Genomic DNA, 24103 nt, shown 5'->3' on the forward strand with positions numbered 1-24103 from the left:
AAAGCTAAAAGACAGAGGTGGCATAGCCACCTCTGTCTTTTTGTTGGGAATTACAGCGTTTATTGAGCATTACGGGGACCACGGTTCGATATAACAGGGTTTAGCTATTCTGGTTGGTCGTAGCGGTTTGTTCCGACGGATTGTATCCAAACTGTTTTTTAAATTCCTTACTAAAGTACTTCCTGTCCGAAAACCCCACAGCATAGGCGATCTCACTGATGTTCATGTCAGAATTCAGTAGTTCTTTCGCTTTGTTTAGCCTATACGTTTTAACATAATTATTGAGCGATAAATTGGATATTGCCTTCAGTTTACGATAGAGAATTGGAGCGCTCATTCCCATTTTACGTGATATAAAATTAACATCAAAGCCATCTGACTGGATATTTTCTTCGATCAACTCATTTAGGGATGAGATGAATTGCGCATCAAGTTCATTGTCGAATGAAGCTGTTTTGACCTGAAATTCTTTACTCTTTTTGTGGCTGATAGCCATGAGATTCTGAGCGGAGAGAAATAGTTGTTTATTGTCGAAGGGCTTTGTTAAATAGATATTTGCACCCTGCTCCAGGGCTAAGGTTTGTGAATGGCTGTCTGTTACGGCTGTCAACAAAATGAACGGAATATGGCTTGTCACCATATTTGTTTTAACGGCCTGACACAGTTGGGCTCCATCCATATAAGGCATCATCAAGTCTGAAATAATCAGGTCAGGGATATATTCCAATGCTTTGGAAAGAGCTTCTTCGCCATGATCAGCCGTAATGATTGTGTAGGTGTCCTGAAACAGACTGACTACCGTTGCTAATAATTCTTTGTTGTCTTCTACAATTAAAATAGTTTGTTGCAAGGAAGTATCAAGCGTGCTTGGTACCAGTATGCTAACGTCCTCTGTTTCCTTTGCAAGGAGGCCTATTGCTTGCGGCTCTACTTTCTCGCCAGCTTGTTTCAGTAAGGTTACCGTAAATACCGTCCATTTTCCTTTTTCATCCTCCTTCGAAAAACAACGAATCTCTCCCTTGTGTTGCTGCACAATTTGTTTGGTAAGTGCCAATCCAATGCCTGTGCCGATTGCATCATTAGCTTGTTCTTCACGATAGTATTCTTCAAATATTTTGAACTGATTGTCTGTGGCAATACCAATGCCACTATCAACTATGTTTATGGAAAATGAGTCATCGCTTTCGATCAGCTCAAGGTAAACGGTACCATATTCGGGTGTATATTTGATGGCATTGGATAGTAGATTAAACATCACTTTGTCAAACTGCAGGGTATCAATGGATTGTAATCCTACTGCATCCAACTGACGTATATAATAGTTGAGATGTTTTGTTTTGGCAAGGTCATTCAGTAAGTAGAACGTATCTTCTATGTATTCTCTAAAAGAGATGTCGGTTTTCTTCAGTACAAAGTGTTTGTCATCGAATTTTTTAAAGTCCAGCAGCTCGTTGATAACACCAAGGAGTTTACTGGCATTCTTTTTTATCCGTTTTACTTTGTTTTGGGTAGCGGTAAGATTGGCCGTTTCGGAAATAATTTCGTCTAATGGAGCGGTAATCAAAGTCAACGGTGTGCGAATTTCGTGCGATATCTGTGTAAAGAATTTTATTTTCTTTTCCTGTTCCCGTTCTGAATTGATCAACATCTCACGTTCGACAACAAACTTGATGACAAAATGTACACCCAAGATAAACAAGCCGGCATACAACAGATAAGCCCACCAGGTTCTCCAAAAGGGAGGTTTAATATCGATATTGATCCGTAGGGGGATACTGCTCCAAATGCCATCGTTGTTACTGGCGAATATGGTCAAAGTATGCATTCCGACCGGAATGTTGGTATATCGTATTGATGGAGTACTTGTTTCAACCCAATCCTTGTCAAAACCATCGAGCTTGTATCGGTATCTATTTTTTAGTGGTTTGATGAAATTAGAACCTGAGAAATTAATCGTAACAAAGTTTTCATCATGTCGGAGTTTGAGCTGATAGCTATTGGGATCTGTCGTTTTCTGAATCCGTCCGTAGTTCAATGGTGTCTCTTCGAGAAAGATATTTCGGAAGAGTACCTCGGGTATAGTCTGATTGAAGATTATTTTTCGGGTATCCAGGGCAACTACACCATTGAGTGTTGTGACGAATAATGTTCCTGTTTTGCTGGCAAAGACTTTGGCTCCAAGTAGATTTTTGACCGGTAGGCCGTCATATTGATTCAGGAGGTAACTATCTTTTGTTTTGGGATTATAGCATATTAGTCCATTTTTACTGGTAAGCCATACCTGATTGTTCACAAAGATGGGCCAGCCTAATGAGTTGTTTGGAAAGCGAGATACCTTGGTTAAGTGATCGCGCTGGTCAAAATGATATAAATACTCTTTGGATGTCAGCCAGATGTCCCCGTTCGGATGAACATAAAATCCACCTAGCGTCAATGTATCCAGCTGTTTTATTGGTTTTATGTTTGATTCATTCGGTTTTTTGCGAAAAAGTGCACCTCCTCTGAGAAAATAAGTCTGCTGTCTATTGTCCGCTTGGATATCATCAATTGTACCTGTTTTTAATGCAGCGTTATATGCTGCAGGTTTTCCAGGATCTACGATGTAAAGCCCTTTATTGGTTCCGAGGTAAATGCGATGTACGGGATCGACGTAAATGCTATAAATATTGTTTTTGAGGTTTAGGAGATCTTTTTCCAGGTAAAAGTGTTGTGTGTTTCCAGATTGTGCATCGATAATGGAATAACCGCCGCCGTACTGTGCTGCATAAATTTTGTTATCTCTAACGTATAGATCCTTGATCAGGTTTGACTGGGTTAATTTAGACAAAGGAGAGGTGGTTTCTGTTCTTTTGTCAATTTTGTTGATTCCTTCTTCTTCTGTTCCAATCCAAAACGCATTTTCTGACTCTGCGAAACTGCCGGTGATATCGCTATTGAGGCTGAGACCTGGACGCGAACGTGTTGAATAATGCTGTATGGGGATCAGATCGGGGTAGATGGCATTGATTCCTCCAAAATAAGTTCCTATCCAGGTGATCTGTTGTCGATCAATAAAGATATCATAGATAGAGTTTTGACTCAATGAGTTTTTGACGGAGGTATTATGTTTATAGTTTAAGAAATGTGGTGTCCCGTTAAAGATGGAGAGTCCTTTTAGTGTTCCAATCAGTAGTTCTCCTTGTTTAGTTGGGACAATTTTCCGGATGTTATTGCTGAGCAGATTGCTATTTGTTTCTGTTAGGTTATTCCATTTTTTATCAACGAAGTTGTATTGGAATATTCCATGCAATTTTGTACCAACCCACAGGATGTTTTTATGAAGATACATTGTGCTGAAAATCTGCTCTTTTAACGGCAGGGGAGATGCTATAAGATTCTGGTTCGTAGAAATTTGATTATTTTTCAAAGAAAAAGACGTTATGCCATTCATGCTCGCCATGATATAGGTTTCTGGTCCTGTCTGAATAATCGATTGTACTCGGGATTGGTTAATGAGTTTTTTGAGATTGTAGGTACCTGCTGTGGGGATAGCCTGATAGAGACCTTTGTCGGTGCACAGAAATATTTTGTCTGAAAGGAGCTGTATGTCGGCGACAGTAATTTTTTCTTGAAAAGGTTTTCCTTGTTTAAATACCGCTTTGCGTTTGTCGATATCGAAAATAAATAACTGCGTTGCTGTAGCAATGAAAAGGTCATTATTTGCGTTGATGGCAATCTTGTTAATGTAATCTACCTTTTTAAATACGGTATCCTGTACGAGAATATTAGTGATATTCTGGGAGTCGTATACAAAAAGGTTGGCTCCGCCGCCGAACCAAAGTTTACCTTGTTTATCTTGAGCAATTGTTAATACCGCCTGTTTATCCAATACGTTCTCCTGGCTTAGTGTCTCAAATTTTAAATTCTGTGCATGACAAAGGGAAATGATGGATATCAACAGCAGAAATTGTCGCGATAAAATAGGTAGTATGCTCATGGTTATGGGGTATTTGTGTCAAATTTAAGATTTTACCCCCAAATATTTATGAATTTTACCCCTCTTAATTTGCTCATAAACCCATCTTTGGCCTATTAAACAACCAATTTTTATTATAAAACTAATTTCCTAAAGTATGGCAAAGTTTTACAAAGTTGGACTGTCTGCTATGATGATGTTTACTGTGGGTGCGAGTATGGCACAACAGAAAATTTCAATTACGGGGCGGATTACAGACAGTCAAGGAGCACCTTTATCGGGTGTAACGATTCGAGAAAAGGGTGGAAGTGTTTCTACTTCTACAAATGCAAACGGTACCTATTCATTGTCAGTTGGCTCCAATGCAACCATCTTAGTTTCCTATATCGGTTATCAAAATCAAGAGGTTGTTGTCAATGGTCGCAATGTCGTCAATGTAACTATGGACGGTGCAAGTGCTGCCATTGATGAAGTTGTAGTCGTGGGGTACGGACAACAGAAGAAGGCGAAATTGTTAGGGTCGGTTGCGACGATTGATGGCAAGAAGCTTGAAAGTAGAGCGGTAACGAACGTATCTTCGGCACTTTCGGGGCTTGCAGCCGGTGTCCAAGTCAAAGTCGGTAATGGTAAGCCTGGTAGTGATGGAGCAACCATTCGCGTACGCGGTACAGGTACCATGAACAATAATGATGCTCTTGTCATTATTGACGGTATTCAGGGGGTAATGGATGCAGTAAATCCGGAAGATATTGAAACAATATCAGTATTAAAAGACGCGTCTTCGGCAGCTATCTATGGTGCGCGGGCTGCGAATGGAGTTATTGTCATTACAACGAAGAAAGGAAAAGGCGGACAAGCGCCGCAAATAAAATATTCAGGTTTGTTTTCGAGAACAACGCCAAGCGCAAAGCCTGAATTTGTAAGCGATTATTTGAGACATATGAGCTTGTTTCAAGAGGCCGCAGAAAATATCGGCGAGAAAGGCCCATATACGCAAAGTGCTATTGATACCTGGACGGCGGCAAATGCTGATCCAAATGGTTTGACTGCTCAGGGCATACCAAATTATGTCGCATATCCCAATACAAACTGGGGCGATTGGATTTATGAGAATGCCTGGTTAAAAAGTCATAATGTCAGTGTTTTGGGGGGGAGTGAAAATATCCGCTACAATCTATCTGGAAGAATACAGGATAACCCTGGCATTATGCACAATACAGGGATGAAACGCTATGAAGGGCGGGTGAATCTGGAGACAGATGTTACCAACTTCCTGACCGTGGGTACACAGACATTTGTTGTTAAAGAAGAACGTTCTATGGCTTCAGATGCCAATCTGTATAATTTTTTGCGGCAAACTACACCAGGTATTTACCCAATGTATGACAGTAAGTTTGGAAGCGCTGTGCTCAGCTCCGGAGAATCATCTCAGCTGAACAATTTATTGACCTACCTTTACGATAATAAAGGAAGTAATGAACGTACACGGCTCAACGCAACCTTATTTGCAAATGTTAAACTTTGGAAGGGTTTGACGTTTGAAACGAAATTTAATTACCAGAGCCGATTTGATGAAGTGAAAACCTGGTCTGATCCGTCACCACGGTATGACTTTTCAACCATGACGATTACGTCGACTCCTGTTAACCTTGCGACCTCGACGACTGGACAGTCCTATAATAAAATTTACAGAAAATCTTTTGATAACGTATTGCGTTATAACACGACGATTGGTAAACATACGATTGGTGCATTAGTTGGTCATAATGAATTTTATTACAACGATTCTGGATTTAGTGCTTCTACAAAAGGATTGATAGATGCTACCATTACTAATATCGGTACAGGAACCGAGATGAATAGCATCTCCGGCGCAGAATCTGATAACTCCATGCGTTCTTTTTTCGGTCGCTTTAGCTACGATTATGATGGGAAATATTTAGCCGAATTTAGTTTACGCCGAGATGGTTCATCAAAATTTGGTCTTGGCAAGAAATATGGTACTTTCCCTTCTGTTTCGTTAGGATATATATTGTCTAAGGAATCATTTATGAAGGCGGTAGATCCTTATTTGCAAGATATTAAAATTCGTGGATCGTGGGGTAAATTAGGGAATGATGGCGGAGACGATCTGAACGTATATGGATGGCATGGTGTGTATGGCCAGGTAGGTTATTCTTTCAACGGCGCGCAGGCTAATGGTCTTAGATTGTCACGTTTTGGCAATAACTTGTTGCAATGGGAAGATTCCGAAAATAAGGAGCTTGGATTGGAATTTGCAACATTAAACCGACGCGCATCCGTGGAACTAAGTTTATACGATCGTAAAACTTCAAATATTATTCGTACAGCGCAGATGCCAATTACTGCGGGTACTGCTAGTGCTCCCTTTTATAACCAGGCCGCTATGCGTAATAAAGGAATTGAGCTTAACCTGAACTGGCGGGATAAGATCGGGGATTTCAGTTATAACATTGGTGGTAATTTCTCGTATAATAAAAATAAAGTTACGGAATACGAGGGTAAGCTGGTTCAAGGTATGGTTGATGACGGAACGGGAAAAATGGTATGGCAGACTAATTTAGGTGATGTATCTACAGGTGGTGTAAACCGAAGACTTGAGGGATACCAGTTGGATGAATTCTATTTACGTCAAGTATATAGAGGAAATGGTAGTTATTTTAATTCCGACGGATCCGTCAATGTTAACGGTGGACCTACTACAGGGATGATCCGTACGGATCAGGATTACGAGTGGGCAAAAGCGATGAAAGCTGCTGGTTATTCTTTTGTAACCTCATCCCAAGCCATTGCGGATAGCTATGGTTCGAATGCACGGATGTATTATGGAGACTTGATCTATGCCGATCTGAACGGAGATGGTATTTATGGAAATAATGCCGACCAGTACTTTACCGGAACGTCGACAAGTCCTAAATATATCTATGGATTTAATCTCGGATTCTCTTATAAAGGTCTTGATATGTCTATGATTTGGGCAGGAGAGGCTGGAGGACAGTATTATTGGACAGATGCTGGTTATAATAACAATGTGTTGATCCTTGGTAACCAGGTAACCACTCGTATTGCAGATGACCATTATTTCTATAACCCGGCGGCACCAAATGATCCACGTACCAATCAAAATGGATATTTCCCTAGATTGAAATACGGAACTTCTGCAGAAAATATCAATAATCAGGCAAGCGATTATTGGTTGTATAATGCAAATTTTTTAAAGCTTAGAAATTTGCAAATAGGTTATACGTTTGATAAGAAACTAACTGAAAAAGTTAAAGTACGTAGTTTAAGGGTATTTTTCTCTGGAGAGAACCTATTGATGTTTACTGATTTTCCGGGGTTAGATCCAGAAGTTGGTGCAGGAGCAGAATATCCAACAATGAAACAGTTTGCTTTTGGTTTGAATATTGGATTCTAAAAAGAGAAAGATTATGAAAAATAATATAAAAAAATATAATTTGTGGAGTAAAAAAATATTGCTTAGCGTGACTCTCGGTTCAGCAACATTGTTTTCTGCTTGTCAGAAGGATTTATTGGATACAGTACCTAAAACACAGGTATTGACCAATAATATGTGGCTAACTGAAAACCTTACGGACCAAGGTGTAAATGGTGTATATCAAGGTTTGCGCCTCGGTCAGATGCTTTATGTATATGATTCCTATGTTACTCTCCAAGGCCGGGATAATTCAACCTTGATGAATGCAACTGCCACAAGTTCATCCGGGATTTTTTCATCCACTTGGCAAAATTTATATGAAGGTGTTCATCGGAGCAATAATGCGATCTATGGGATAGCCAATGTGTCACCAGTGGGAGCAGAGAAAAAGGCTAAATTAACTGCAGAAGTAAAATTCTTACGCGCCTATTACTATTATCGATTGAATCAGTTGTATAAAGGAGTGCCTATTTATACCGATCCAATCGAATGGGACAAAGTTGATAAACCAAGGAATACTGAACAGGAAGTTTGGAGCTTTATCATTAAAGATCTCACGGATTGTATCAACGAAGCTCAGTTACCAAATCGCTATGATAAAGGAAATGCAAACTTTGGCCGGGTGACAAAATCTGCCGCTTATGCGCTCCGTGGTAAGGTTTATATGTATACGCAAGAATGGGCAAAAGCAATCGCTGATTTCGAACAAGTCAAAAGCCTGGGACACAGTTTATTTAGCGATTATGCATCTCTATTTAAAGGAGATAATGAACAAAGTCCCGAAATTATATTTAGCATCCAAAATATGGCTTTGGCAGGATATGGCTCCGATTACCAATTTAGATTCGGATCACGTTCAGCATTTGGGTCCAATTGGAATACTTATTTAGTACACCCTGATGCTGCAGACCGCTATCAACGCAAAGATGGATCTAAGTTTAATTGGGACGATTACTTGCCAGGCTATAATCAGATGTCACCGGGCCAAAGGGAGGTGTTTTTCTTGCGGAATAATTTGACCGCTACTGAAATATCTAATATTGACAAACGGACTACAAACAAGCTTGATATGTCTTTGTATTTGCCTACCGGTAATGAAGAACGCCTGAAGAAAGCCTATGAAGATCGTGATCCTAGACTAGCAAGTAATGTGATTTTACCTTACTCTACATTTGTGGGAGCCAATGGTGCAACAGATCAAACCTTTACGTCAAGATGGCCATATAGACAGGAGTTTGGTGGCGTATTTGATTTGAGAACGGATATCGTCCCTAATTTTTACTACTACCCACGTAAGTTTGTTTACGAAGGTGCTAATCCAGGTATACCAAATAGAGAAGCTGGAGCATATGATTATATCGTCATGCGTTATGCAGATATCCTTTTGCTATGGGCGGAGGCATTGAATGAGTCAACAAAGCCTAGCGAGGCAGTATTAAAGGTAAATGAGGTCAGAAAGCGTGCAGGAGTTGGAGAATTACCCTTAGGAATTGGTGAGCAGGATCTCCGAAAAGAAATTCGTGAAGAACGCCGTCGTGAGTTGATGTGTGAAGGTGTTATTTATTTTGACGAGTTGCGTTGGAAAACATTGAAAGAGACTTCTTTTTATACAGGAAATGGTATTAAACAAGCATGGGGAGGAGTCGTTTCTCCGTATGACTGGAGAGGTGATCAGCTCTATACATGGCCAATTCCACAAGTGGAACGGGAACGAAACACAGCCTTGACACAAAATAGTGGCTGGGACGATTAAGAAATAGGAGAAGATTTTTCTGTCTCCTGTAAAGAAGTTGTTATCAATCGCTCATGCAATCGTTTGCTCGAGCGATTGATTTCTTTTTGTTTGTTTTTTTTAGTTAAAATAAAGATTTTTAATGTTTTGTGTAACACTTCGATTGTGTTCGTTATAAACCAATGTCAATGAAAAGAAGACTCTTATTAAAACTATTGGGCGGTGCCGGAATGGGCGCACTGGCGACATCTTTTGCTGGTGAAGCGAATGCCAATGTTGCCGCGTCGGAAAGAAATAATTACAGCGAGAACGATCGTGCCTATTGGGTATCTATTTTACATAAGATGGCTGCTCCAATATTAAGCAATATCAGTAAGCAACAATGGCGTAAAAATATGCCGATGGAAGTGAGTCCTACTTTCGATAGTAGGGATCCTGGAGTCGGATACCTGGAAGCTTTCGGTCGTTTGTTGGCAGGTATGGCTCCTTGGTTGGCCTTACCGGATGACGCAACTGAAGAAGGTCAATTGCGTAAAAAATTACGTGACCAAGCATTATTGGGTATACAATATGGTGTAGATCCAAAATCTCCGGATTATTTTACTTGGCGAGGACCTTCATCTCAGACCCTTGTGGATGCAGCGCATCTTGCACTGGCTTTTCTGAGGGCCCCAAAAGCTTTATGGCAGCCTTTGGACCAGGCCACTAAGCAAAGAGTCGTCGAAGAGTTTAAACTGCTACGGAAGATCAAGCCCAATGAAAGTAATTGGCTGCTTTTTGCGGCAATGACAGAAACATTTCTTTACAGCATAGGAGAGGAATGTGCACGGGAAAAGATCGATTATGCGGTCAATAAATTTGATCAGGAATGGTATGTGGGGGATGGCTGGTATAGTGATGGTGCCCATTTTAGTTTTGACCACTACAATGGTTATGTGATCCATTGTATGCAGGTGGAGTCACTGCGTCATAACATTTCAGCGGGAGGAAAATACAAGGAAATGTATGATAGAGCCTATAAACGAATGCAGCGTTATGCGCATCACCTGGAACGCATGATCTCTCCGGAAGGTCATTATGTCGTTGTTGGACGCTCCTCAACTTATAAAAATGCCGCATTCCAGCCTCTAGCGACTGTTGCCTTAGAAAATAAGCTACCCGAAGATATCTCAAAGGGACAGGTTAGGGCTGCATTGACCACGATACTTCGACATATTTATATTGATAAGACATTTGCACCCTCAGGATGGCTGCGTATGGGAGTGGTAGGTGACAAACAATCCAATCTCGCAGATTACTATACAAACGCAGGTTCGATGTATGTGGCCTCCCTGTCATTCTTGCCATTGGGGTTACCGGCAGACGATGAGTTCTGGACCTGTGCTCCACAACCCTGGACTTCCCAAAAATGCTGGAATGCTGAGCAATTTCCCAAAGACTATTATGTAAGTTATTAAACAAAAAAGAATAAAAAAGCAAAAGATTAAGGACTGGATAAAATGAAGATACAACACTATATTACGGGGGCTTTAATGATCGGATTAGGAATGCAGGGAATTTCCTGTTCCAGTCAGCGAAACTTAGGGACAGTGAAATTGGGGCTTGACAAAGAATTTGTCCGTACCAATTTAGAAGATGCACACAAACAAATCGCTTACCTCGCAGCATCGATCGGTGAATCGGATATGCCTACAACCTATAAAGATGGTAAATATGTGAATTGGGGTTCAAGCTGGTGGTGTTCGGGGTTTTATCCCGGTACAGTGCTCTATCTCTATGAATATACCAAAGATGAGAAGCTATTAACGGAAGCAAAAAGTAAGCTGAAGGAACTCGAGAAGGAAAAGAACAACAAGGGGACACATGATTTGGGTTTTATGTTGTACTGCAGCTTTGGTAATGCATTACGCTTGACGGGAGATTCGGCTGCTTATAAGGAAATTTTAAGTACCGGAGCAGCCTCATTGGCGACCCGTTTCCACGAAGCACCCAAAACTATCCGTTCATGGGATGGGGGCAAAAACTGGGATGGCCAGCCTTGGACTTACCCAGTGATTATTGACAACATGATGAACCTGGAGTTTCTGACGGAAGTTTCCAAAATGACAGGTGATAAGCGTTATCGTGATATTGCGGTGCAACATGCCAATACAACGATGGTCAATCACTACCGAAAAGATTACAGTTCCTACCATGTCGTGGATTACAATCCAAAGGATGGAAGCATTATTTCGAGAAAGACTGCTCAAGGTGCGTTTGATGAGTCTGCATGGGCTAGGGGACAGTCTTGGGGACTGTATGGTTATACGATGATGTACCGCGAGACCGGCGACAAGAAATATTTGGAGCAAGCTCGACATATTGCACAGTTTTATCTGAATCATCCCAATCTTCCAAAAGATCTGATACCTTATTGGGATATGGACCAGAACAAGCTTACTCCGGATAGTAAATATTATAGCCAGAAAGATCTTCGTGATGTGTCGACCGCTTCGGTGACCGCTTCGGCTTTGCTGGAACTGGCGCAATACACAACAGGTGGTGAAAGCCAGCTGTATATCTCAAAGGCTGAGCAGATGTTGCGGTCTTTATCATCTAAACCCTACAAAGCAGATTATAAAGAAGCCGGTGGCTATATTTTAAAACATAGTGTTGGTTCGATTCCACATAAAACAGAGGTTGATGTTCCTTTAACCTATGCTGATTACTATTATGTAGAGGCATTGGTTCGGTATGATCGGTTGCTTCGCGGAGAAAAGGTCATCAAGCCATAGAAACTATCATAAGTGCCTAGTCTTTGAAACAATGTTTGATTTATTGTTTCAAAGACATGATAATAATTCTATTGAATACTACAATTTTTAGAGCGAATTTTTTATTAGGTCACAATAGATCATGAACCATAAACATATATCAAATCCTGCTCCTTTGATATGGAAAGATGGTTCAGTTCTTATCGTTTTTAAAGGACGTAGCCGTGGAAAGAACTATCCATTTCAGAGCGAGCTAAAAAGAGGTAAATAGCCAAGAGAAATTTTCATTGGGAGGATCTCTTGTTCAGGGCTGTTCCATTAGTAGCAATAGATAAACAATATGATCTACATCTCCCGGATGTATTAGAGGCATATTGTTCCAATTATAAACTACCAATATCATAAATCTAACAAAGAATGAGAACAACAAACAGTAAACTCAGATTCATTGCAGTCGCACTGATGAGCACACTTTCGGCAATGATGGCCTGTCATAAGGATATGCTGAAGCCCGAAAGCTCTATTGCTCAGCTGCAAAAAAAAGCAGCTACTTTTGATTCCGCAAATGAGGTCAGCCTTTTGCCCGTCGCAGATGCGTATGTTCAGGATGGGACTAACGCCAGTACCAATTATGGTGATAATAGTTGGCTGATTGCCAAAGATGATGCTCCAGGTTATCGAAGGGATATCTATCTGCGTTTTGATCTGACCGCATTGCCCAGCAATGTTGCTAGTGTACAGTCAGCACGTGTTGAATTGGCTGGTGGGGTTTCCAGTGCTGCGGATACAGCAAATGCCAAGTGGCTGTACTACACAACGCTTGAAAAAGATTGGGGTGAGAAAACGATCAATTGGAATAATGCGCCAGCGACAGGGACAAAGCTTGGAGAAGTCAATGGAAAACTAAAAGTTACAAATGGAATTGTCTATCTCGATATTCCCTCCTCAGTGATTCAAGAAGCTTTGGATTCGGACAGAAAATTGTCTATTAAGATTGTCGCACAGCGAAAAACCTCCGGTTCTACTTCATTTTATTCCGACTTTCAGTCTAAAGAAGCACAGGATGTGGGACTTCGACCAAAATTGAAAATTGATTATACAGCATCGGGGCCAAACTTTTATAGCAACCTAGTCATGGATAAAGTAACCTTTGACTCCATTCAGCTTGATCTAGCAACATTATCCGCCGCCCAAACGCTAATAAACAATCAAGTTACTGTTAAAGCAAATGATGCATTGAATACAGTTCCTGTTCCGGTTGCAAAAATTTCAGATCCCGATGGCAAGAATAAAGTGCAGACTGATGCAGCTAAGGTGTATTCGTTGGCGCTACAATATTTTTTGTTTCAGGAGCAGGCAAATGCAGGGCAATATGTTGATAAGGCGAAGGAATTTCTTCTTTATTGGGCAGCCGTTAACGCAGCAACAAGCCAAACTCCCGATGAAAGTATATATCTTCCATTTCTTACAGGATATTCACTTATTCGTGCAAAAATTGATGCTAACAGCAGGATGACGATCGACAATTGGTTACGGACAAGATATAACTTTTACAAAACTCAATCGGTCAGAACCAATAATTGGGAAACTATCCGTAATCTGTTGATGATTGATATCGCTTATATACTGAATGATGGAGCGCTTATCAACCAAGCGACGTCAGATTTTAGTACTCATCATAATAAAAATTATCGTGCGGATGGGGCTAGCATAGATTTTCTTGGCAGGGATGCCTTTGCCTATCATGTGTATGATCTAGAGTTTATCGGACAGATTGGTCGCACTTTTTATATCAAACGAGGCCGGCATATGCTTGATAGTTTGGTAAATCACCGTGCTACAAAATGGGTTAATTTAAGAATTAATCCCAATGATACGCCAGTCTTGGGTGGATCTATCAGGGATGCGGTCTCTTTTATGGCCCCTTATGTCTTGGATCCTGACAATAATATTCATCTTGAATTTGTCAACACCGAATGGGCTCCTGACAAAACTAGAGCTGATTATAATAAATCGTTTAATGCGGCAGGATCCAGCTATGCTTTTGTCCAGATGGCATCCATTATGAAGGGCGAGATGTTCGGTTTCCTGAAAAAGTTAAATCCTAGTTTCAACAGATATACTGATTTGCGTTACTATATTAACTCTTATGGGCCATCTTTAAGTACTTCGCCTATGACCAATGTGACATTGTATGGTGATACTCCTTTCCGTGGCTGGTATAAACAGCTTGGCATTGGAAGTTACAGTCTTACTGATTTGCAAGGACTGGGTGTTACGAACGACCAACTGAGCAGTATTAGTATTCCAAAAGGTTTTAAGGTTACACTCTATGAAAATGGAGATTTTACAGGAGATTCTGTGCTATTAACTGGACATACCATTGATTTGTCAATCTTAAACTTTAACGATAAGACATCTTCGCTGTTGATTGAATATCTTTAGTCAATTTATCTAAATGAAAAGGTGTTTTTTGTAATTATAGTGTGTGCTTGACCTATGTCCATTTCTTCTATGTAGAAACATTGGTGCGATATGACCGGTTGCCCCTTGGAGAAAAGGTAATCAAGCAATAAGAGCTATTTTTTTGAGTTTTCAACAAAGTTATTAACACGATGTGGAAAAGTGAAGTATATTACATACTTCACTTTTTTGTTTTATTAGATTTAATCCGCTCTATTAGAACCAAGTTTCTTTATGCTGTTCTCTGTCAAATACAGCGTCTCTCATTTATTGCACATTGGTATAACAAGTTTACATCAATTTTTATATTAGCAGGGGTTTAACAGGGGTATTATCCCTGTTAAACCCCTGCTAACCCCTAATAAAAATAGTGTTACTCCTTTTTTAATTCGGAATCTGATGTTAACTTGTTAATTATTTACTCCTGAAGAAGCAAGTTACAGGTAGGTTTTATATTTGATACATGTCCGATAAAGATAGGCGAGCAGAATTAAATACGTTTATGCAATGTATCTGTCGTGTTCATAATTTAAAATGATACCTTTTTTGTGACTAAAATTCATTACTAAATCATTTGGTCTTTTCGTACTTTTATCCCAATGACCGATATTCAAAAGAGATTCGACCGCATACTTGCTATTTATATGCATCTACAGGCTAAACCTGTGGTCACTGCTGCTGCTTTGGCAGAACGCTATGAAGTAAGTCCGCGTACGATTTATCGTGATATCAGATCCCTGATGCAAGCAGGGATTCCGATTTACGGTGAAGCGGGAAGCGGTTATTCTTTGGTGGAGGGATATAAAATGCCACCTCTGCAATTTACCCGAGAGGAGGCATTGAGTTTTGTGGCAGCGGAGAAACTGGTGGAAAAGTATACAGATCGGAATCTTGCGCATCATTTTACAACAGCATTGCTAAAAATGAAAGCCATATTACGGGGTAACGAAAAAGAACAGGTAGCCTTAGTTGGGGATAACTTTCTGGTGCGCGGTGGGCGTCATCAATTCAATGAGAAGCTAACCCATGGCACCAATATACTGATCGAAAGCATCGCTGCTAAAAAATGTGTGGAAATCTATTATTCCAAACCTTCGGATAAAACTCCAGAAAGGCGTGAAATCGAAGCTGTGGGTATTTTTGTGGAGAGCAAGTTTTGGTATGTCCTCGCTTTTTGTAGATTACGACAAGATTACAGGCAATTCCGTTTGGACAGAATAAACAATATTAGAATACTTGCCGAAGATTTTGGAAAAGAGCATCCCGAGTTATCTTTCTTTCTGAATAAACGTCATGACGTTCCCACGACAAAAGTCGTTGTGCAAGTAGATAAGGATATGGCCCGCTATATGGAATGGGATCGTCACTATTTTGGTTTCCAAAAGGAAACTGTCACCGATAATTATGTAGAGATGCATTTCGAATGCATTAATATGGAGAACGGCTTTGCGCGCTGGTATCTGATGTTTGCTGATAAAGGAACAATTATTGAACCCGAATCGTTAAAAGAGGTCGTAAAGCGTCTGCTTTCATCGGCTTTGGAACAAATCTAAAAGATACTATCCATAACCTAATTTACAGTAGTTTTTTGAGCAACTGCGGATGCAGAGATTCGATATGCCTTCGGTATCTGTTCGAGCCTGCTTCGTGTCAGAGTCAGCTTGTATCCGTGGTGAGTCTGACATGAGTCCGTGGTGACTCCGAGTTAAACTCGGAGTCACCACGGTTGTACTTCTTTCTCACCCCGCATTTATGTGCGATAGGGCACGAATCAGACCAGAAAGAGGGGCGAATAGAAATCGAAGGATGCTCAAATAGTGGGAATAACACGGACTCAAGATCGGCGCAATGGATAATCGGTGCGAGTATGAGTTTTTGAGGAGGTGACTAACTACCCTCTTTCCCAAAAAAATGGAGGTTCTATACCAAGTAATCTTAGATAAACAAATCCTTGGCCACGGTGGTGGATTTCATTATCGATAAAATAAAGGATGCTGTGAATGACTGGCGATTTGTACTGGCCGAATAGGTTGAATTCTTCGGCAAAGCGTTCTTCTGGAATTTGATTGAACAATTCACTGATCTGAGGAGTAGCTTCATCCCAGGCCTGAAGCAATTGTGCTTTGGTCGAATAACTGAGATTCTCATTGAGTTCGCCGCTCTTGTTGGTGACAATTTCTTGGAGACCTGGCGCAGCAATACCTAATAGCTCCTTAATCATATCTGCAAAAGTGCGCATGCCTTCTACTTTGTAATTGAACAATCCTTCTTCTGGAAATTTTTCAATAGTCTGTCTTGTCAGGTTTCTGTGGCCTAACCAATGCTGAAGTAGCTCGTTTTTGGAAATGATTTCTGTTTTCATGATTCTCGTATTTTAAAGTTTTTATAGTAAGCAATACATCGCCTTCTGCGTTGTACGATAGTTCAAAATTAGGGTGATCTGTGACAACTGTATGGCAGCAGAAATAAATGCAAGTAATTTTATTTTTCTGGAGGTGATTTAATCGGAGCGGAGAGCTGGATAGGTATTATTCGGAAATTTGACGCGGATAAAGAAAAGATCTAGAAAATAAAAAAAATAATTCACTAATTATTTGACAGTTATAAAAATGTTTGTAACTTTGCAGTCCCTTAATGGGAATAGTATGTCTTGAGCGAAGCCCTACTGCTTCGAAGGACTTTTAATTAATTAATTTACAACATGTCAGGTATTATTGGAAAAAAAGTAGGAATGACGAGCCTGTTTAACGCTGATGGGAAAAATATTCCTTGTACAGTGATTCAGGCCGGGCCGTGCGTGGTTACGCAGATACGTACGGAAGAAAAGGATGGCTACTCGGCAATTCAACTTGGTTTCGACGAAGCTAAGGAGAAAAACACGACAGCTCCTTTGAAAGGGCACTTTGCGAAAGCAAACACAACGCCTAAGCGTAAGTTGGTAGAGTTTAAAACTTTCCCAGATGCAAAACAACTTGGTGACGTAGTTGACGTTACTCTTTTTGAAGAAGGTGAGTACGTAGATGTAGTCGGTACTTCAAAAGGTAAAGGTTTCCAAGGTGTAATGAAACGTCATGGATTTGGTGGTGTAGGTGGTGCGACTCACGGTCAGCACAACAGATTACGTGCTCCAGGTTCATTAGGTGCTTCATCATGGCCTTCACGCGTATTCAAAGGTATGCGCATGGCTGGTCGTACAGGTGGTGACAGAGTTAAAGTTCAAAACTTACAGGTGTTGAAAGTTTACGCTGAGCAAAACCTTATCGTTGTTAGTGGTTCCATTCCAGGAGCTAAAGGTTCTTATGTAATCGTAGACAAATAGTAGAGATGGAAGTTAAAGTTTTAAATTTATCAGGTAAAGAAACAGGTGCCAAGGTGCAACTTCCTGAGTCGGTATTTGGGTTAGAGCCTAACGATCATGCGATCTATTTGGATGTGAAACAATACTTAGCGAACCAACGCCAAGGAACTCACAAATCTAAACAACGTAACGAAATCGCGGGTTCTACTCGTAAATTACACAAACAAAAAGGTACTGGTGGTGCTCGTGCGGGTTCTATCAAATCTCCATTGTTTAATGGTGGTGGTCGTGTATTCGGTCCTCAACCTCGTGACTACTCGTTCAAATTGAACAAAAAATTGAAACAAGTAGCACGTAAATCAGCATTGTCTTACAAAGCAAAAGATAATAACATTGTGGTATTGGATGAAGTAAAATTCGATGCTATCAAAACTAAAAACTATGTTGCTTTAATCAATGCGTTGAATGTAGCTGATGAGAAAACATTGTTGGTATTGCCAGCTTACGATGAAATTGTTTATAAATCAAGCAGAAACTTGAAAAAAGCAAAAGTTATTGTTGCATCTGATTTAAATACATATGATGTATTGAACGCAACAAAATTATTGTTGACTACAGATTCTGTTAAATCTTTGGAGGAAGCATTAGCTAAGTAATATGGAAATTATCAAAAAACCTATCTTGACTGAGAAAGCTTCTATGTTAACGGAGAAATTAAACCGTTACGCTTTCAAAGTAGATCACAGAGCAAACAAAATCCAGATTAAAGCAGCTGTTGAGGCTATGTTTGGTGTTACAGTTCTTGCTGTAAACACTGCAGTAGTAGCTGGTAAAGCAAAAAGCCGTTACACAAAAGCAGGTTTCGTATCTGGTAGAGCTCCTAAGTATAAAAAGGCTGTCATTACTATTAAAGACGGCGAAACTATTGACTTTTACAGTACTATATAATAAAAAATGGCAGTTAAAAGATTCAAACCGGTAACCCCTGGTACTCGTTTTAGAGTAGGCGCTGACTACTCTGATGTTACTACAAACGTTCCTGAAAAATCGTTAGTAGTAAAAATCAACAAGAAATCAGGCGGTCGTAATAACTCCGGTAAAATGACTATGCGTTATCTCGGTGGGGGACATAAAAAAGTATACCGATTAATTGATTTCAAACGCGATAAAAAAGATATCCCTGCAAAAGTAGCTACTATCGAGTACGATCCAAACCGTACTGCTCGTATTGCCTTGTTGCATTACGCTGATGGTGAAAAACGTTACATCCTTGCTCCAGCTGGTTTAGTAGTTGGTCAAACTGTAATCGCAGGTGATAAAGTTGCCCCAGAAGTTGGTAATACATTACCATTAGCAAACATTCCATTGGGTTCTATCATCCACAACATTGAATTAAATCCTGGTCAAGGTGGTTCAATTGCTCGTTCGGCTGGTACTTATGCTCAATTGTCTGCTCGTGATGGTAAATATGCCATCATCAAATTGCCTTCGAGCGAAACACGTATGATCTTATTGACTTGTGTTGCTACAATTGGTTCAGTATCGAACCATGAAAGATCTAACCAAGTGTTAGGTAAAGCAGGTCGCAAACGTTGGTTAGGTCGTCGTCCAAGAGTTCGTGGTGTTGCGATGAACCCAGTAGATCACCCTATGGGTGGTGGTGAAGGCCGTACTTCAGGAGGTCACCCACGCTCACGTACAGGTGTATTAGCTAAAGGCTTCAAAACACGTTACAAGAAGAAAACATCGAATCGTTACATCATTGAGAGAAGGAAAAAATAATGGCTCGTTCAATTAAAAAAGGTCCTTATATCGATCACAACTTAGAAAGAAAAGTTCTTTCTATGAATGAAACTAACAAAAAGTCAGTTATCAAAACATGGTCTCGTAGATCAATGATTTCACCTGATTTTGTTGGCCATACCTTCGCAGTGCACAACGGGAATAAATTTATCCCTGTTTATGTAACAGAGAATATGGTAGGTCACAAGCTTGGTGAATTCGCGCCTACGCGTACATTCAGAGGCCACGCAGAAAAGAAAAAATAATAGGTAATGGAAGCAACAAAAAAACTTAAAAAGTCTGTCTTAATTAGACAACGCAAAGAGCAAGAGAAAGCTCAAAAAGGAGGAGCTTCGGATGCCAAATTATTGAACTGCCCTACTTCGCCTCGTAAGATGCGTTTAGTGGTAGACTTAATTCGCGGTCAACGTGTTGAAAATGCATTATACATTTTGAAACACTCAAGTAAAGAAGCTGCTGCTCGTGTAGAAAAATTATTATTATCTGCAATCAAAAACTGGGAAGCCAAAAACGAAGGTAAATCAGTGGAAGAAAGCGAACTAATTGTAAAAGAAGTATCAGTAGGTGGCGGTCGTCAATTGAAAAGATTGCGTCCAGCTCCTCAAGGTCGCGGATACAGAGTTCGTAAACGTTCAAATCACGTTACGTTGGTAGTTGATAGCAAATTAAACGTTGAACAAAACTAATTTATTGAGAAATGGGACAAAAAGCAAATCCAATAGGTAGCAGATTAGGAATCATCAAAGGTTGGGATTCTAACTGGTTCGGAGGTAAAAACTATTCCGATAAATTAGTTGAAGACGAAAAAATCAGAAAATATCTTTCTGTTCGTATTGCAAAAGGTGGTGTAGCTAAAGTTGTTATCGAAAGAACTTTAAAACGTATCACTGTTACAATTCACACTGCTCGTCCAGGTATCGTTATCGGTAAAGGTGGTCAAGAAGTTGACAAGATCAAAGAAGAGTTGAAAAAACTGACTAAAAAGGATGTTCAAATCAACATTTTCGAGATCAAACGCCCTGAGTTAGATGCTAAGTTAGTAGCTGAAGGTGTCGCTAAACAATTAGAGGCACGTATTTCATTCCGTCGTGCAATGAAAACTTCAATCGCTTCTACCATGCGTATGGGTGCAGAAGGTATCAAAATCATGTGTTCTGGTCGTTTAGGTGGTGCTGAAATGGCGCGTACTGAACAATACAAAGAAGGAAGAACTCCTTTACACACATTGCGTGCTGATATCGACTACGCTTTAGCTGAAGCATTGACTACATACGGTAAAATCGGTATCAAAGTTTGGATCTGTAAAGGTGAGGTTTACGGTAAACGTGACTTATCTCCAAACATTGGTCAAGCATCTGGTGTAAAATCACGTGGCAACCACGAAGGTGGTGGCGAGCGTCGTGACAACCGTAACAACAAAGGTGGTCGCGGTGGAAACAACCGTGGTGGAAACCGTGGTGGAAACAACCGTGGTCCGAAAAAAGATTAATAGTTATTTAGATTACAACAAAAACCTGCTGAAAAAGCAGATTTAAAAAGTATACGAACATGTTACAGCCAAAAAGAACGAAGTTCAGAAAGATGCAGAAAGGCCGCATGAAAGGTAACGCTTCTCGTGGAGCGGAGTTAGCTTTCGGTTCTTTCGGTATCAAAACAATGGAGCAAGCATGGATCACTAGTCGTCAAATCGAGGCAGCTCGTATTGCGGTTACACGTTATATGAAACGTGAAGGTCAAGTTTGGATTCGTATTTTCCCTGACAAACCTGTTACGAAAAAACCTGCAGAGGTACGTATGGGTAAAGGTAAGGGTGCTCCAGAATACTGGGTAGCAGTAGTACGCCCAGGCCGTATGTTATTTGAAGCAGAAGGTGTGCCTTTGGAAATTGCCAAAGAAGCTTTACGCCTTGCAGCGCAAAAACTTCCGGTTCAAACTAAGTTTGTGATTCGTAGAGACTACGTTGAAGCATAAAAATCTTGGTAATGTCATCATTTAAGCGTTAGGGCCGTTACCCCTAACGCTATATATAAAGCGATGATAACCCAAATAACAACTGAAAAAACATGAAAAATTCAGAAATTTTAGAATTATCTAATGAGGACTTAAAAGCTCGTCTTGTAGAAGAGAAAACAGCCCTTACAAAATTGAAATTTGCACATGCTGTTTCAGCTATTGAGAACCCTAACGTGATCAAAGCAGCACGCAAAACTATCGCTCGTATCAGTACAGAGATCAGTGCACGCAAAGCTGCAGCTAAAAATGAAACAGCCTCTGAGGCGTAAAATTTAAAGTCGAAATGGAAAGAAATTTAAGAAAAACAAGAATCGGCTTAGTAGTTAGCAACAAGATGGACAAATCTATCGTGGTATCAGTGGAACGTAAAGTGAAACACCCGATCTATGGTAAGTTCGTTAAAAAAACTACTAAATTTAAAGCTCATGACGAAACTAATACCTGCGGTATCGGCGATACGGTATTAATCATGGAAACTCGTCCGCTGAGTAAAACAAAAAACTGGAGATTAGTAGAAATTATAGAAAGAGCTAAATAACATGGTACAACAAGAATCAAGACTTAATGTAGCTGACAATAGCGGTGCTAAACAAGTTTTAGTAATCCGTGTATTGGGCGGTACGCGCAAGCGTTATGCATCAATCGGAGATAAGATTGTTGTATCGGTGAAAAGCGCTATGCCTTCAGGAAACGTGAAAAAAGGTTCCGTTTCTAAAGCAGTAGTCGTTAGAACGAAAAAGGAAATCCGTCGTAAAGATGGTTCATATATCCGTTTCGATGACAACGCCGCTGTATTATTAAATAATAATGATGAACCACGTGGTACACGTATCTTTGGCCCTGTTGCTAGAGAGTTGCGTGAGAAACAGTTCATGAAAATTGTATCATTAGCACCGGAGGTTTTATAATTATGGCACAGAAAACAAAAACAACTACGCACAAAATCAAAATTAAAAAAGGTGATTTAGTGAAAGTTATCGCTGGTAACTCTAAAGGTGTTCAAGGAAAAGTATTAACTGTTTTAGTGGATAAAAATAGAGCTATCGTTGAGGGCGCTAACATCGTAAAAAAACACACTAAACCAAGTGCAGCTAATCCTAATGGTGGTATCATTGAGAAAGAAGCTGGTATTCACATCTCTAATTTAGCTGTTATCGATCCTAAAACAGGTGCAACTACACGTGTAGGTCGTAAGTTAAATGCAGATGGTAAATTAGTTCGTTACGCTAAAAAATCAGGGGAGGAAATTAAATAATGACTTACGTACCAAGATTAAAAGTGAAATATGCGGAAGAAATCCGTAAAGCACTTCAAGAAAAATTTCAGTATAAAAGTATTATGCAGGTTCCTAAACTTGAGAAAATCGTTGTTTCACAAGGCGTAGGAGCTGCAACAGCTGACAAAAAATTAATCGATAACGCTATCGCTGAGTTGACTTTAATCACAGGTCAACAAGCCGTTGCTACAAAATCGAAAAAAGATATTTCAAACTTTAAATTACGTAAAGGTATGCCTGTAGGGGCACGTGTTACTTTACGTGACAACAATATGTTTGAATTCTTGGATCGTTTGGTAGCAGTATCGCTTCCACGTATTCGTGACTTCCGCGGTATCAACGATAAAGGTTTCGACGGACGTGGTAACTATAACTTAGGTATCACTGAGCAAATCATTTTCCCTGAGATCAACATTGATAAAATCAACAAGATCCAAGGTATGGATATCACTTTCGTGACTTCTGCTCAAAATGATGTTGAGGCTTTAGAATTGTTGAAACAATTCGGTTTACCATTTAAAAATCAAAATACTAATAACAATGGCTAAAGAAGGATTAAAAGCACGCGAAGTAAAACGCGCTAAATTGGTAGCTAAATATGCGGCAAAACGTGCAGAATTAAAAGCTGCTGGCGATTACGTTGCATTAGATAAATTACCTAAAAATGCTTCTCCAGTACGTTTACACAATCGTTGTAAATTGACTGGCCGTCCTAAAGGATATATGCGTCAATTCGGTATCTCTCGTGTAACTTTCCGTGAGATGGCTTTAGATGGCAAAATCCCAGGGGTGAAAAAAGCTTCTTGGTAATTAAAAAAAAATACTTAATTTTGCCCGGGCAATTCAATTTAGGATTGCCGGGGTTTTTGCATTTTAAAATTGTTTAACAGATAGAAGGTCCCATACCAATGGTTGGGAGGGAAACCGCTGTCACAAATTTTCATATATAATGACTACAGATCCAATTGCGGATTACCTTACACGAGTAAGGAATGCCATCAAGGCCAACCACAGGGTTGTTGAAATTCCTGCATCGAACCTTAAAAAAGAGATCACGAAAGTTCTTTTTGACAAAGGTTACATTGCTAATTACAAATTCGATGAGAATGGCGTACAGGGTACGATCAAAATCGCATTGAAATATAATCCAATTAGCAAAATTCCGGCTATTCGTACGTTGACACGTGTGAGTAAACCTGGTTTAAGAAAGTATGCAAGCGTTGATACTATGCCTCGTGTTTTGAACGGTTTAGGTATTGCTATCTTGTCAACATCGAAAGGTGTAATGACAGATAAAGAAGCTAGACTTCAAAATGTTGGTGGTGAAGTTTTATGTTACGTTTATTAATC

At 40.0% G+C, this 24103-nt stretch carries 23 protein-coding genes; 21 read left to right on the forward strand and 2 right to left on the reverse strand.

Annotation, left to right across the window (positions count from 1 at the left end; genetic code table 11):
* Nucleotides 1-100 precede the first annotated feature (100 nt).
* Nucleotides 101-3976: a hybrid sensor histidine kinase/response regulator transcription factor gene (locus K2F45_RS02630; RefSeq protein ID WP_075990866.1), complete on the reverse strand. Its 3876-nt coding sequence runs from the start codon at nt 3974-3976 to the stop codon at nt 101-103.
* Nucleotides 3977-4112: 136 nt separating this feature from the next.
* On the opposite strand from K2F45_RS02630, the gene K2F45_RS02635 reads away from it, so the two are divergent.
* From K2F45_RS02635 to K2F45_RS02660, 6 genes are all read left to right on the forward strand, one after another.
* Nucleotides 4113-7394: a SusC/RagA family TonB-linked outer membrane protein gene (locus tag K2F45_RS02635; protein ID WP_075990867.1), complete on the forward strand. Its 3282-nt coding sequence runs from the start codon at nt 4113-4115 to the stop codon at nt 7392-7394.
* 13 nt (nt 7395-7407) lie between these two features.
* Nucleotides 7408-9168: a RagB/SusD family nutrient uptake outer membrane protein gene (locus K2F45_RS02640; protein WP_075990868.1), complete on the forward strand. Its 1761-nt coding sequence runs from the start codon at nt 7408-7410 to the stop codon at nt 9166-9168.
* Nucleotides 9169-9335: 167 nt separating this feature from the next.
* Entirely contained in the window at nt 9336-10604 is a 1269-nt protein-coding gene (locus K2F45_RS02645; RefSeq protein WP_075994617.1) for a DUF2264 domain-containing protein, read from the forward strand.
* A 42-nt stretch (nt 10605-10646) separates the two neighbouring features.
* On the forward strand, nt 10647-11921 hold the full coding sequence (locus K2F45_RS02650) for a glycoside hydrolase family 88 protein (RefSeq protein ID WP_083663470.1): 1275 nt from the start codon (nt 10647-10649) through the stop codon (nt 11919-11921).
* A 396-nt stretch (nt 11922-12317) separates the two neighbouring features.
* On the forward strand, nt 12318-14345 hold the full coding sequence (locus K2F45_RS02655) for a CBM96 family carbohydrate-binding protein (RefSeq protein WP_248932983.1): 2028 nt from the start codon (nt 12318-12320) through the stop codon (nt 14343-14345).
* A gap of 617 nt (nt 14346-14962) precedes the next feature.
* On the forward strand, nt 14963-15916 hold the full coding sequence (locus K2F45_RS02660; protein WP_075990871.1) for a helix-turn-helix transcriptional regulator: 954 nt from the start codon (nt 14963-14965) through the stop codon (nt 15914-15916).
* A gap of 338 nt (nt 15917-16254) precedes the next feature.
* Here the strand turns inward: K2F45_RS02660 and K2F45_RS02665 are convergent, their stop codons facing one another.
* Nucleotides 16255-16725 (reverse strand): DinB family protein, encoded by a 471-nt coding sequence (locus tag K2F45_RS02665; RefSeq protein WP_075990872.1) that lies wholly within the window; start codon nt 16723-16725, stop codon nt 16255-16257.
* Between the two features lie 339 nt (nt 16726-17064).
* Between K2F45_RS02665 and rplC the strand changes: the two genes are divergently transcribed.
* The 15 genes from rplC to rpsH all read left to right on the forward strand — a co-directional run bounded on the left by rplC (nt 17065) and on the right by rpsH (nt 24101).
* Nucleotides 17065-17682 (forward strand): 50S ribosomal protein L3, encoded by a 618-nt coding sequence (gene rplC / locus K2F45_RS02670; RefSeq protein ID WP_046674864.1) that lies wholly within the window; start codon nt 17065-17067, stop codon nt 17680-17682.
* A gap of 5 nt (nt 17683-17687) precedes the next feature.
* Nucleotides 17688-18317, forward strand: coding sequence for a 50S ribosomal protein L4 (gene rplD, locus K2F45_RS02675; RefSeq protein ID WP_075990873.1), 630 nt, complete (start codon nt 17688-17690; stop codon nt 18315-18317).
* A 1-nt stretch (nt 18318) separates the two neighbouring features.
* Nucleotides 18319-18609: a 50S ribosomal protein L23 gene (rplW, locus tag K2F45_RS02680; protein ID WP_075990874.1), complete on the forward strand. Its 291-nt coding sequence runs from the start codon at nt 18319-18321 to the stop codon at nt 18607-18609.
* 6 nt (nt 18610-18615) lie between these two features.
* Nucleotides 18616-19443, forward strand: a complete 828-nt coding sequence (rplB, locus tag K2F45_RS02685) for a 50S ribosomal protein L2 (RefSeq protein ID WP_046674867.1) — start codon at nt 18616-18618, stop codon at nt 19441-19443.
* Nucleotides 19443-19709: a 30S ribosomal protein S19 gene (gene rpsS / locus K2F45_RS02690; protein ID WP_002997495.1), complete on the forward strand. Its 267-nt coding sequence runs from the start codon at nt 19443-19445 to the stop codon at nt 19707-19709. The genes rplB and rpsS overlap by 1 nt, the downstream gene beginning before the upstream one ends.
* A 6-nt stretch (nt 19710-19715) precedes the next feature.
* Nucleotides 19716-20150 (forward strand): 50S ribosomal protein L22, encoded by a 435-nt coding sequence (gene rplV, locus K2F45_RS02695; protein ID WP_070570408.1) that lies wholly within the window; start codon nt 19716-19718, stop codon nt 20148-20150.
* An 11-nt stretch (nt 20151-20161) separates the two neighbouring features.
* Nucleotides 20162-20953 carry a 30S ribosomal protein S3 gene (gene rpsC / locus K2F45_RS02700; RefSeq protein ID WP_075990875.1) on the forward strand — a complete coding sequence of 264 codons (792 nt, stop codon included), beginning with the start codon at nt 20162-20164 and terminating at the stop codon, nt 20951-20953.
* Between the two features lie 59 nt (nt 20954-21012).
* Nucleotides 21013-21435, forward strand: coding sequence for a 50S ribosomal protein L16 (gene rplP / locus K2F45_RS02705; RefSeq protein ID WP_046674870.1), 423 nt, complete (start codon nt 21013-21015; stop codon nt 21433-21435).
* A 92-nt stretch (nt 21436-21527) separates the two neighbouring features.
* On the forward strand, nt 21528-21746 hold the full coding sequence (rpmC, locus tag K2F45_RS02710) for a 50S ribosomal protein L29 (RefSeq protein ID WP_046674871.1): 219 nt from the start codon (nt 21528-21530) through the stop codon (nt 21744-21746).
* Nucleotides 21747-21760: 14 nt separating this feature from the next.
* On the forward strand, nt 21761-22015 hold the full coding sequence (gene rpsQ, locus K2F45_RS02715) for a 30S ribosomal protein S17 (RefSeq protein ID WP_046674872.1): 255 nt from the start codon (nt 21761-21763) through the stop codon (nt 22013-22015).
* 1 nt (nt 22016) lies between these two features.
* Complete coding sequence (rplN, locus tag K2F45_RS02720) at nt 22017-22385, forward strand: 50S ribosomal protein L14 (RefSeq protein WP_046674873.1); 369 nt, start codon at nt 22017-22019, stop codon at nt 22383-22385.
* 2 nt (nt 22386-22387) lie between these two features.
* Nucleotides 22388-22732, forward strand: coding sequence for a 50S ribosomal protein L24 (gene rplX, locus K2F45_RS02725; RefSeq protein WP_070570406.1), 345 nt, complete (start codon nt 22388-22390; stop codon nt 22730-22732).
* On the forward strand, nt 22732-23301 hold the full coding sequence (gene rplE, locus K2F45_RS02730; protein ID WP_046674875.1) for a 50S ribosomal protein L5: 570 nt from the start codon (nt 22732-22734) through the stop codon (nt 23299-23301). The genes rplX and rplE overlap by 1 nt, the downstream gene beginning before the upstream one ends.
* Nucleotides 23294-23563: a 30S ribosomal protein S14 gene (rpsN, locus tag K2F45_RS02735; RefSeq protein WP_028071569.1), complete on the forward strand. Its 270-nt coding sequence runs from the start codon at nt 23294-23296 to the stop codon at nt 23561-23563. Before rplE ends, rpsN begins: the two co-directional genes overlap by 8 nt.
* Nucleotides 23564-23702: 139 nt before the next feature.
* The gene (gene rpsH / locus K2F45_RS02740) at nt 23703-24101 is read left to right on the forward strand and encodes a 30S ribosomal protein S8 (protein ID WP_046674876.1); all 399 of its coding nucleotides are present in this window, start codon (nt 23703-23705) and stop codon (nt 24099-24101) included.
* Nucleotides 24102-24103 lie beyond the last annotated feature (2 nt).

Origin of the sequence: Sphingobacterium siyangense (genome assembly GCF_023277505.1) — a bacterium.
In the GTDB taxonomy this organism is placed as follows: Bacteria; Bacteroidota; Bacteroidia; order Sphingobacteriales; family Sphingobacteriaceae; genus Sphingobacterium; species Sphingobacterium siyangense.

What these genes read in the sequence shown, in the direction of transcription:
- K2F45_RS02630 (WP_075990866.1), bottom strand. Translation starts at nt 3,976, where the DNA reads ATGAGCATACTACCTATTTTATCGCGACAATTTCTGCTGTTGATATCC.
- K2F45_RS02635 (WP_075990867.1), top strand. Translation starts at nt 4,113, where the DNA reads ATGGCAAAGTTTTACAAAGTTGGACTGTCTGCTATGATGATGTTTACT.
- K2F45_RS02640 (WP_075990868.1), top strand. Translation starts at nt 7,408, where the DNA reads ATGAAAAATAATATAAAAAAATATAATTTGTGGAGTAAAAAAATATTG.
- K2F45_RS02645 (WP_075994617.1), top strand. Translation starts at nt 9,336, where the DNA reads ATGAAAAGAAGACTCTTATTAAAACTATTGGGCGGTGCCGGAATGGGC.
- K2F45_RS02650 (WP_083663470.1), top strand. Translation starts at nt 10,647, where the DNA reads ATGAAGATACAACACTATATTACGGGGGCTTTAATGATCGGATTAGGA.
- K2F45_RS02655 (WP_248932983.1), top strand. Translation starts at nt 12,318, where the DNA reads ATGAGAACAACAAACAGTAAACTCAGATTCATTGCAGTCGCACTGATG.
- K2F45_RS02660 (WP_075990871.1), top strand. Translation starts at nt 14,963, where the DNA reads ATGACCGATATTCAAAAGAGATTCGACCGCATACTTGCTATTTATATG.
- K2F45_RS02665 (WP_075990872.1), bottom strand. Translation starts at nt 16,725, where the DNA reads ATGAAAACAGAAATCATTTCCAAAAACGAGCTACTTCAGCATTGGTTA.
- rplC (WP_046674864.1), top strand. Translation starts at nt 17,065, where the DNA reads ATGTCAGGTATTATTGGAAAAAAAGTAGGAATGACGAGCCTGTTTAAC.
- rplD (WP_075990873.1), top strand. Translation starts at nt 17,688, where the DNA reads ATGGAAGTTAAAGTTTTAAATTTATCAGGTAAAGAAACAGGTGCCAAG.
- rplW (WP_075990874.1), top strand. Translation starts at nt 18,319, where the DNA reads ATGGAAATTATCAAAAAACCTATCTTGACTGAGAAAGCTTCTATGTTA.
- rplB (WP_046674867.1), top strand. Translation starts at nt 18,616, where the DNA reads ATGGCAGTTAAAAGATTCAAACCGGTAACCCCTGGTACTCGTTTTAGA.
- rpsS (WP_002997495.1), top strand. Translation starts at nt 19,443, where the DNA reads ATGGCTCGTTCAATTAAAAAAGGTCCTTATATCGATCACAACTTAGAA.
- rplV (WP_070570408.1), top strand. Translation starts at nt 19,716, where the DNA reads ATGGAAGCAACAAAAAAACTTAAAAAGTCTGTCTTAATTAGACAACGC.
- rpsC (WP_075990875.1), top strand. Translation starts at nt 20,162, where the DNA reads ATGGGACAAAAAGCAAATCCAATAGGTAGCAGATTAGGAATCATCAAA.
- rplP (WP_046674870.1), top strand. Translation starts at nt 21,013, where the DNA reads ATGTTACAGCCAAAAAGAACGAAGTTCAGAAAGATGCAGAAAGGCCGC.
- rpmC (WP_046674871.1), top strand. Translation starts at nt 21,528, where the DNA reads ATGAAAAATTCAGAAATTTTAGAATTATCTAATGAGGACTTAAAAGCT.
- rpsQ (WP_046674872.1), top strand. Translation starts at nt 21,761, where the DNA reads ATGGAAAGAAATTTAAGAAAAACAAGAATCGGCTTAGTAGTTAGCAAC.
- rplN (WP_046674873.1), top strand. Translation starts at nt 22,017, where the DNA reads ATGGTACAACAAGAATCAAGACTTAATGTAGCTGACAATAGCGGTGCT.
- rplX (WP_070570406.1), top strand. Translation starts at nt 22,388, where the DNA reads ATGGCACAGAAAACAAAAACAACTACGCACAAAATCAAAATTAAAAAA.
- rplE (WP_046674875.1), top strand. Translation starts at nt 22,732, where the DNA reads ATGACTTACGTACCAAGATTAAAAGTGAAATATGCGGAAGAAATCCGT.
- rpsN (WP_028071569.1), top strand. Translation starts at nt 23,294, where the DNA reads ATGGCTAAAGAAGGATTAAAAGCACGCGAAGTAAAACGCGCTAAATTG.
- rpsH (WP_046674876.1), top strand. Translation starts at nt 23,703, where the DNA reads ATGACTACAGATCCAATTGCGGATTACCTTACACGAGTAAGGAATGCC.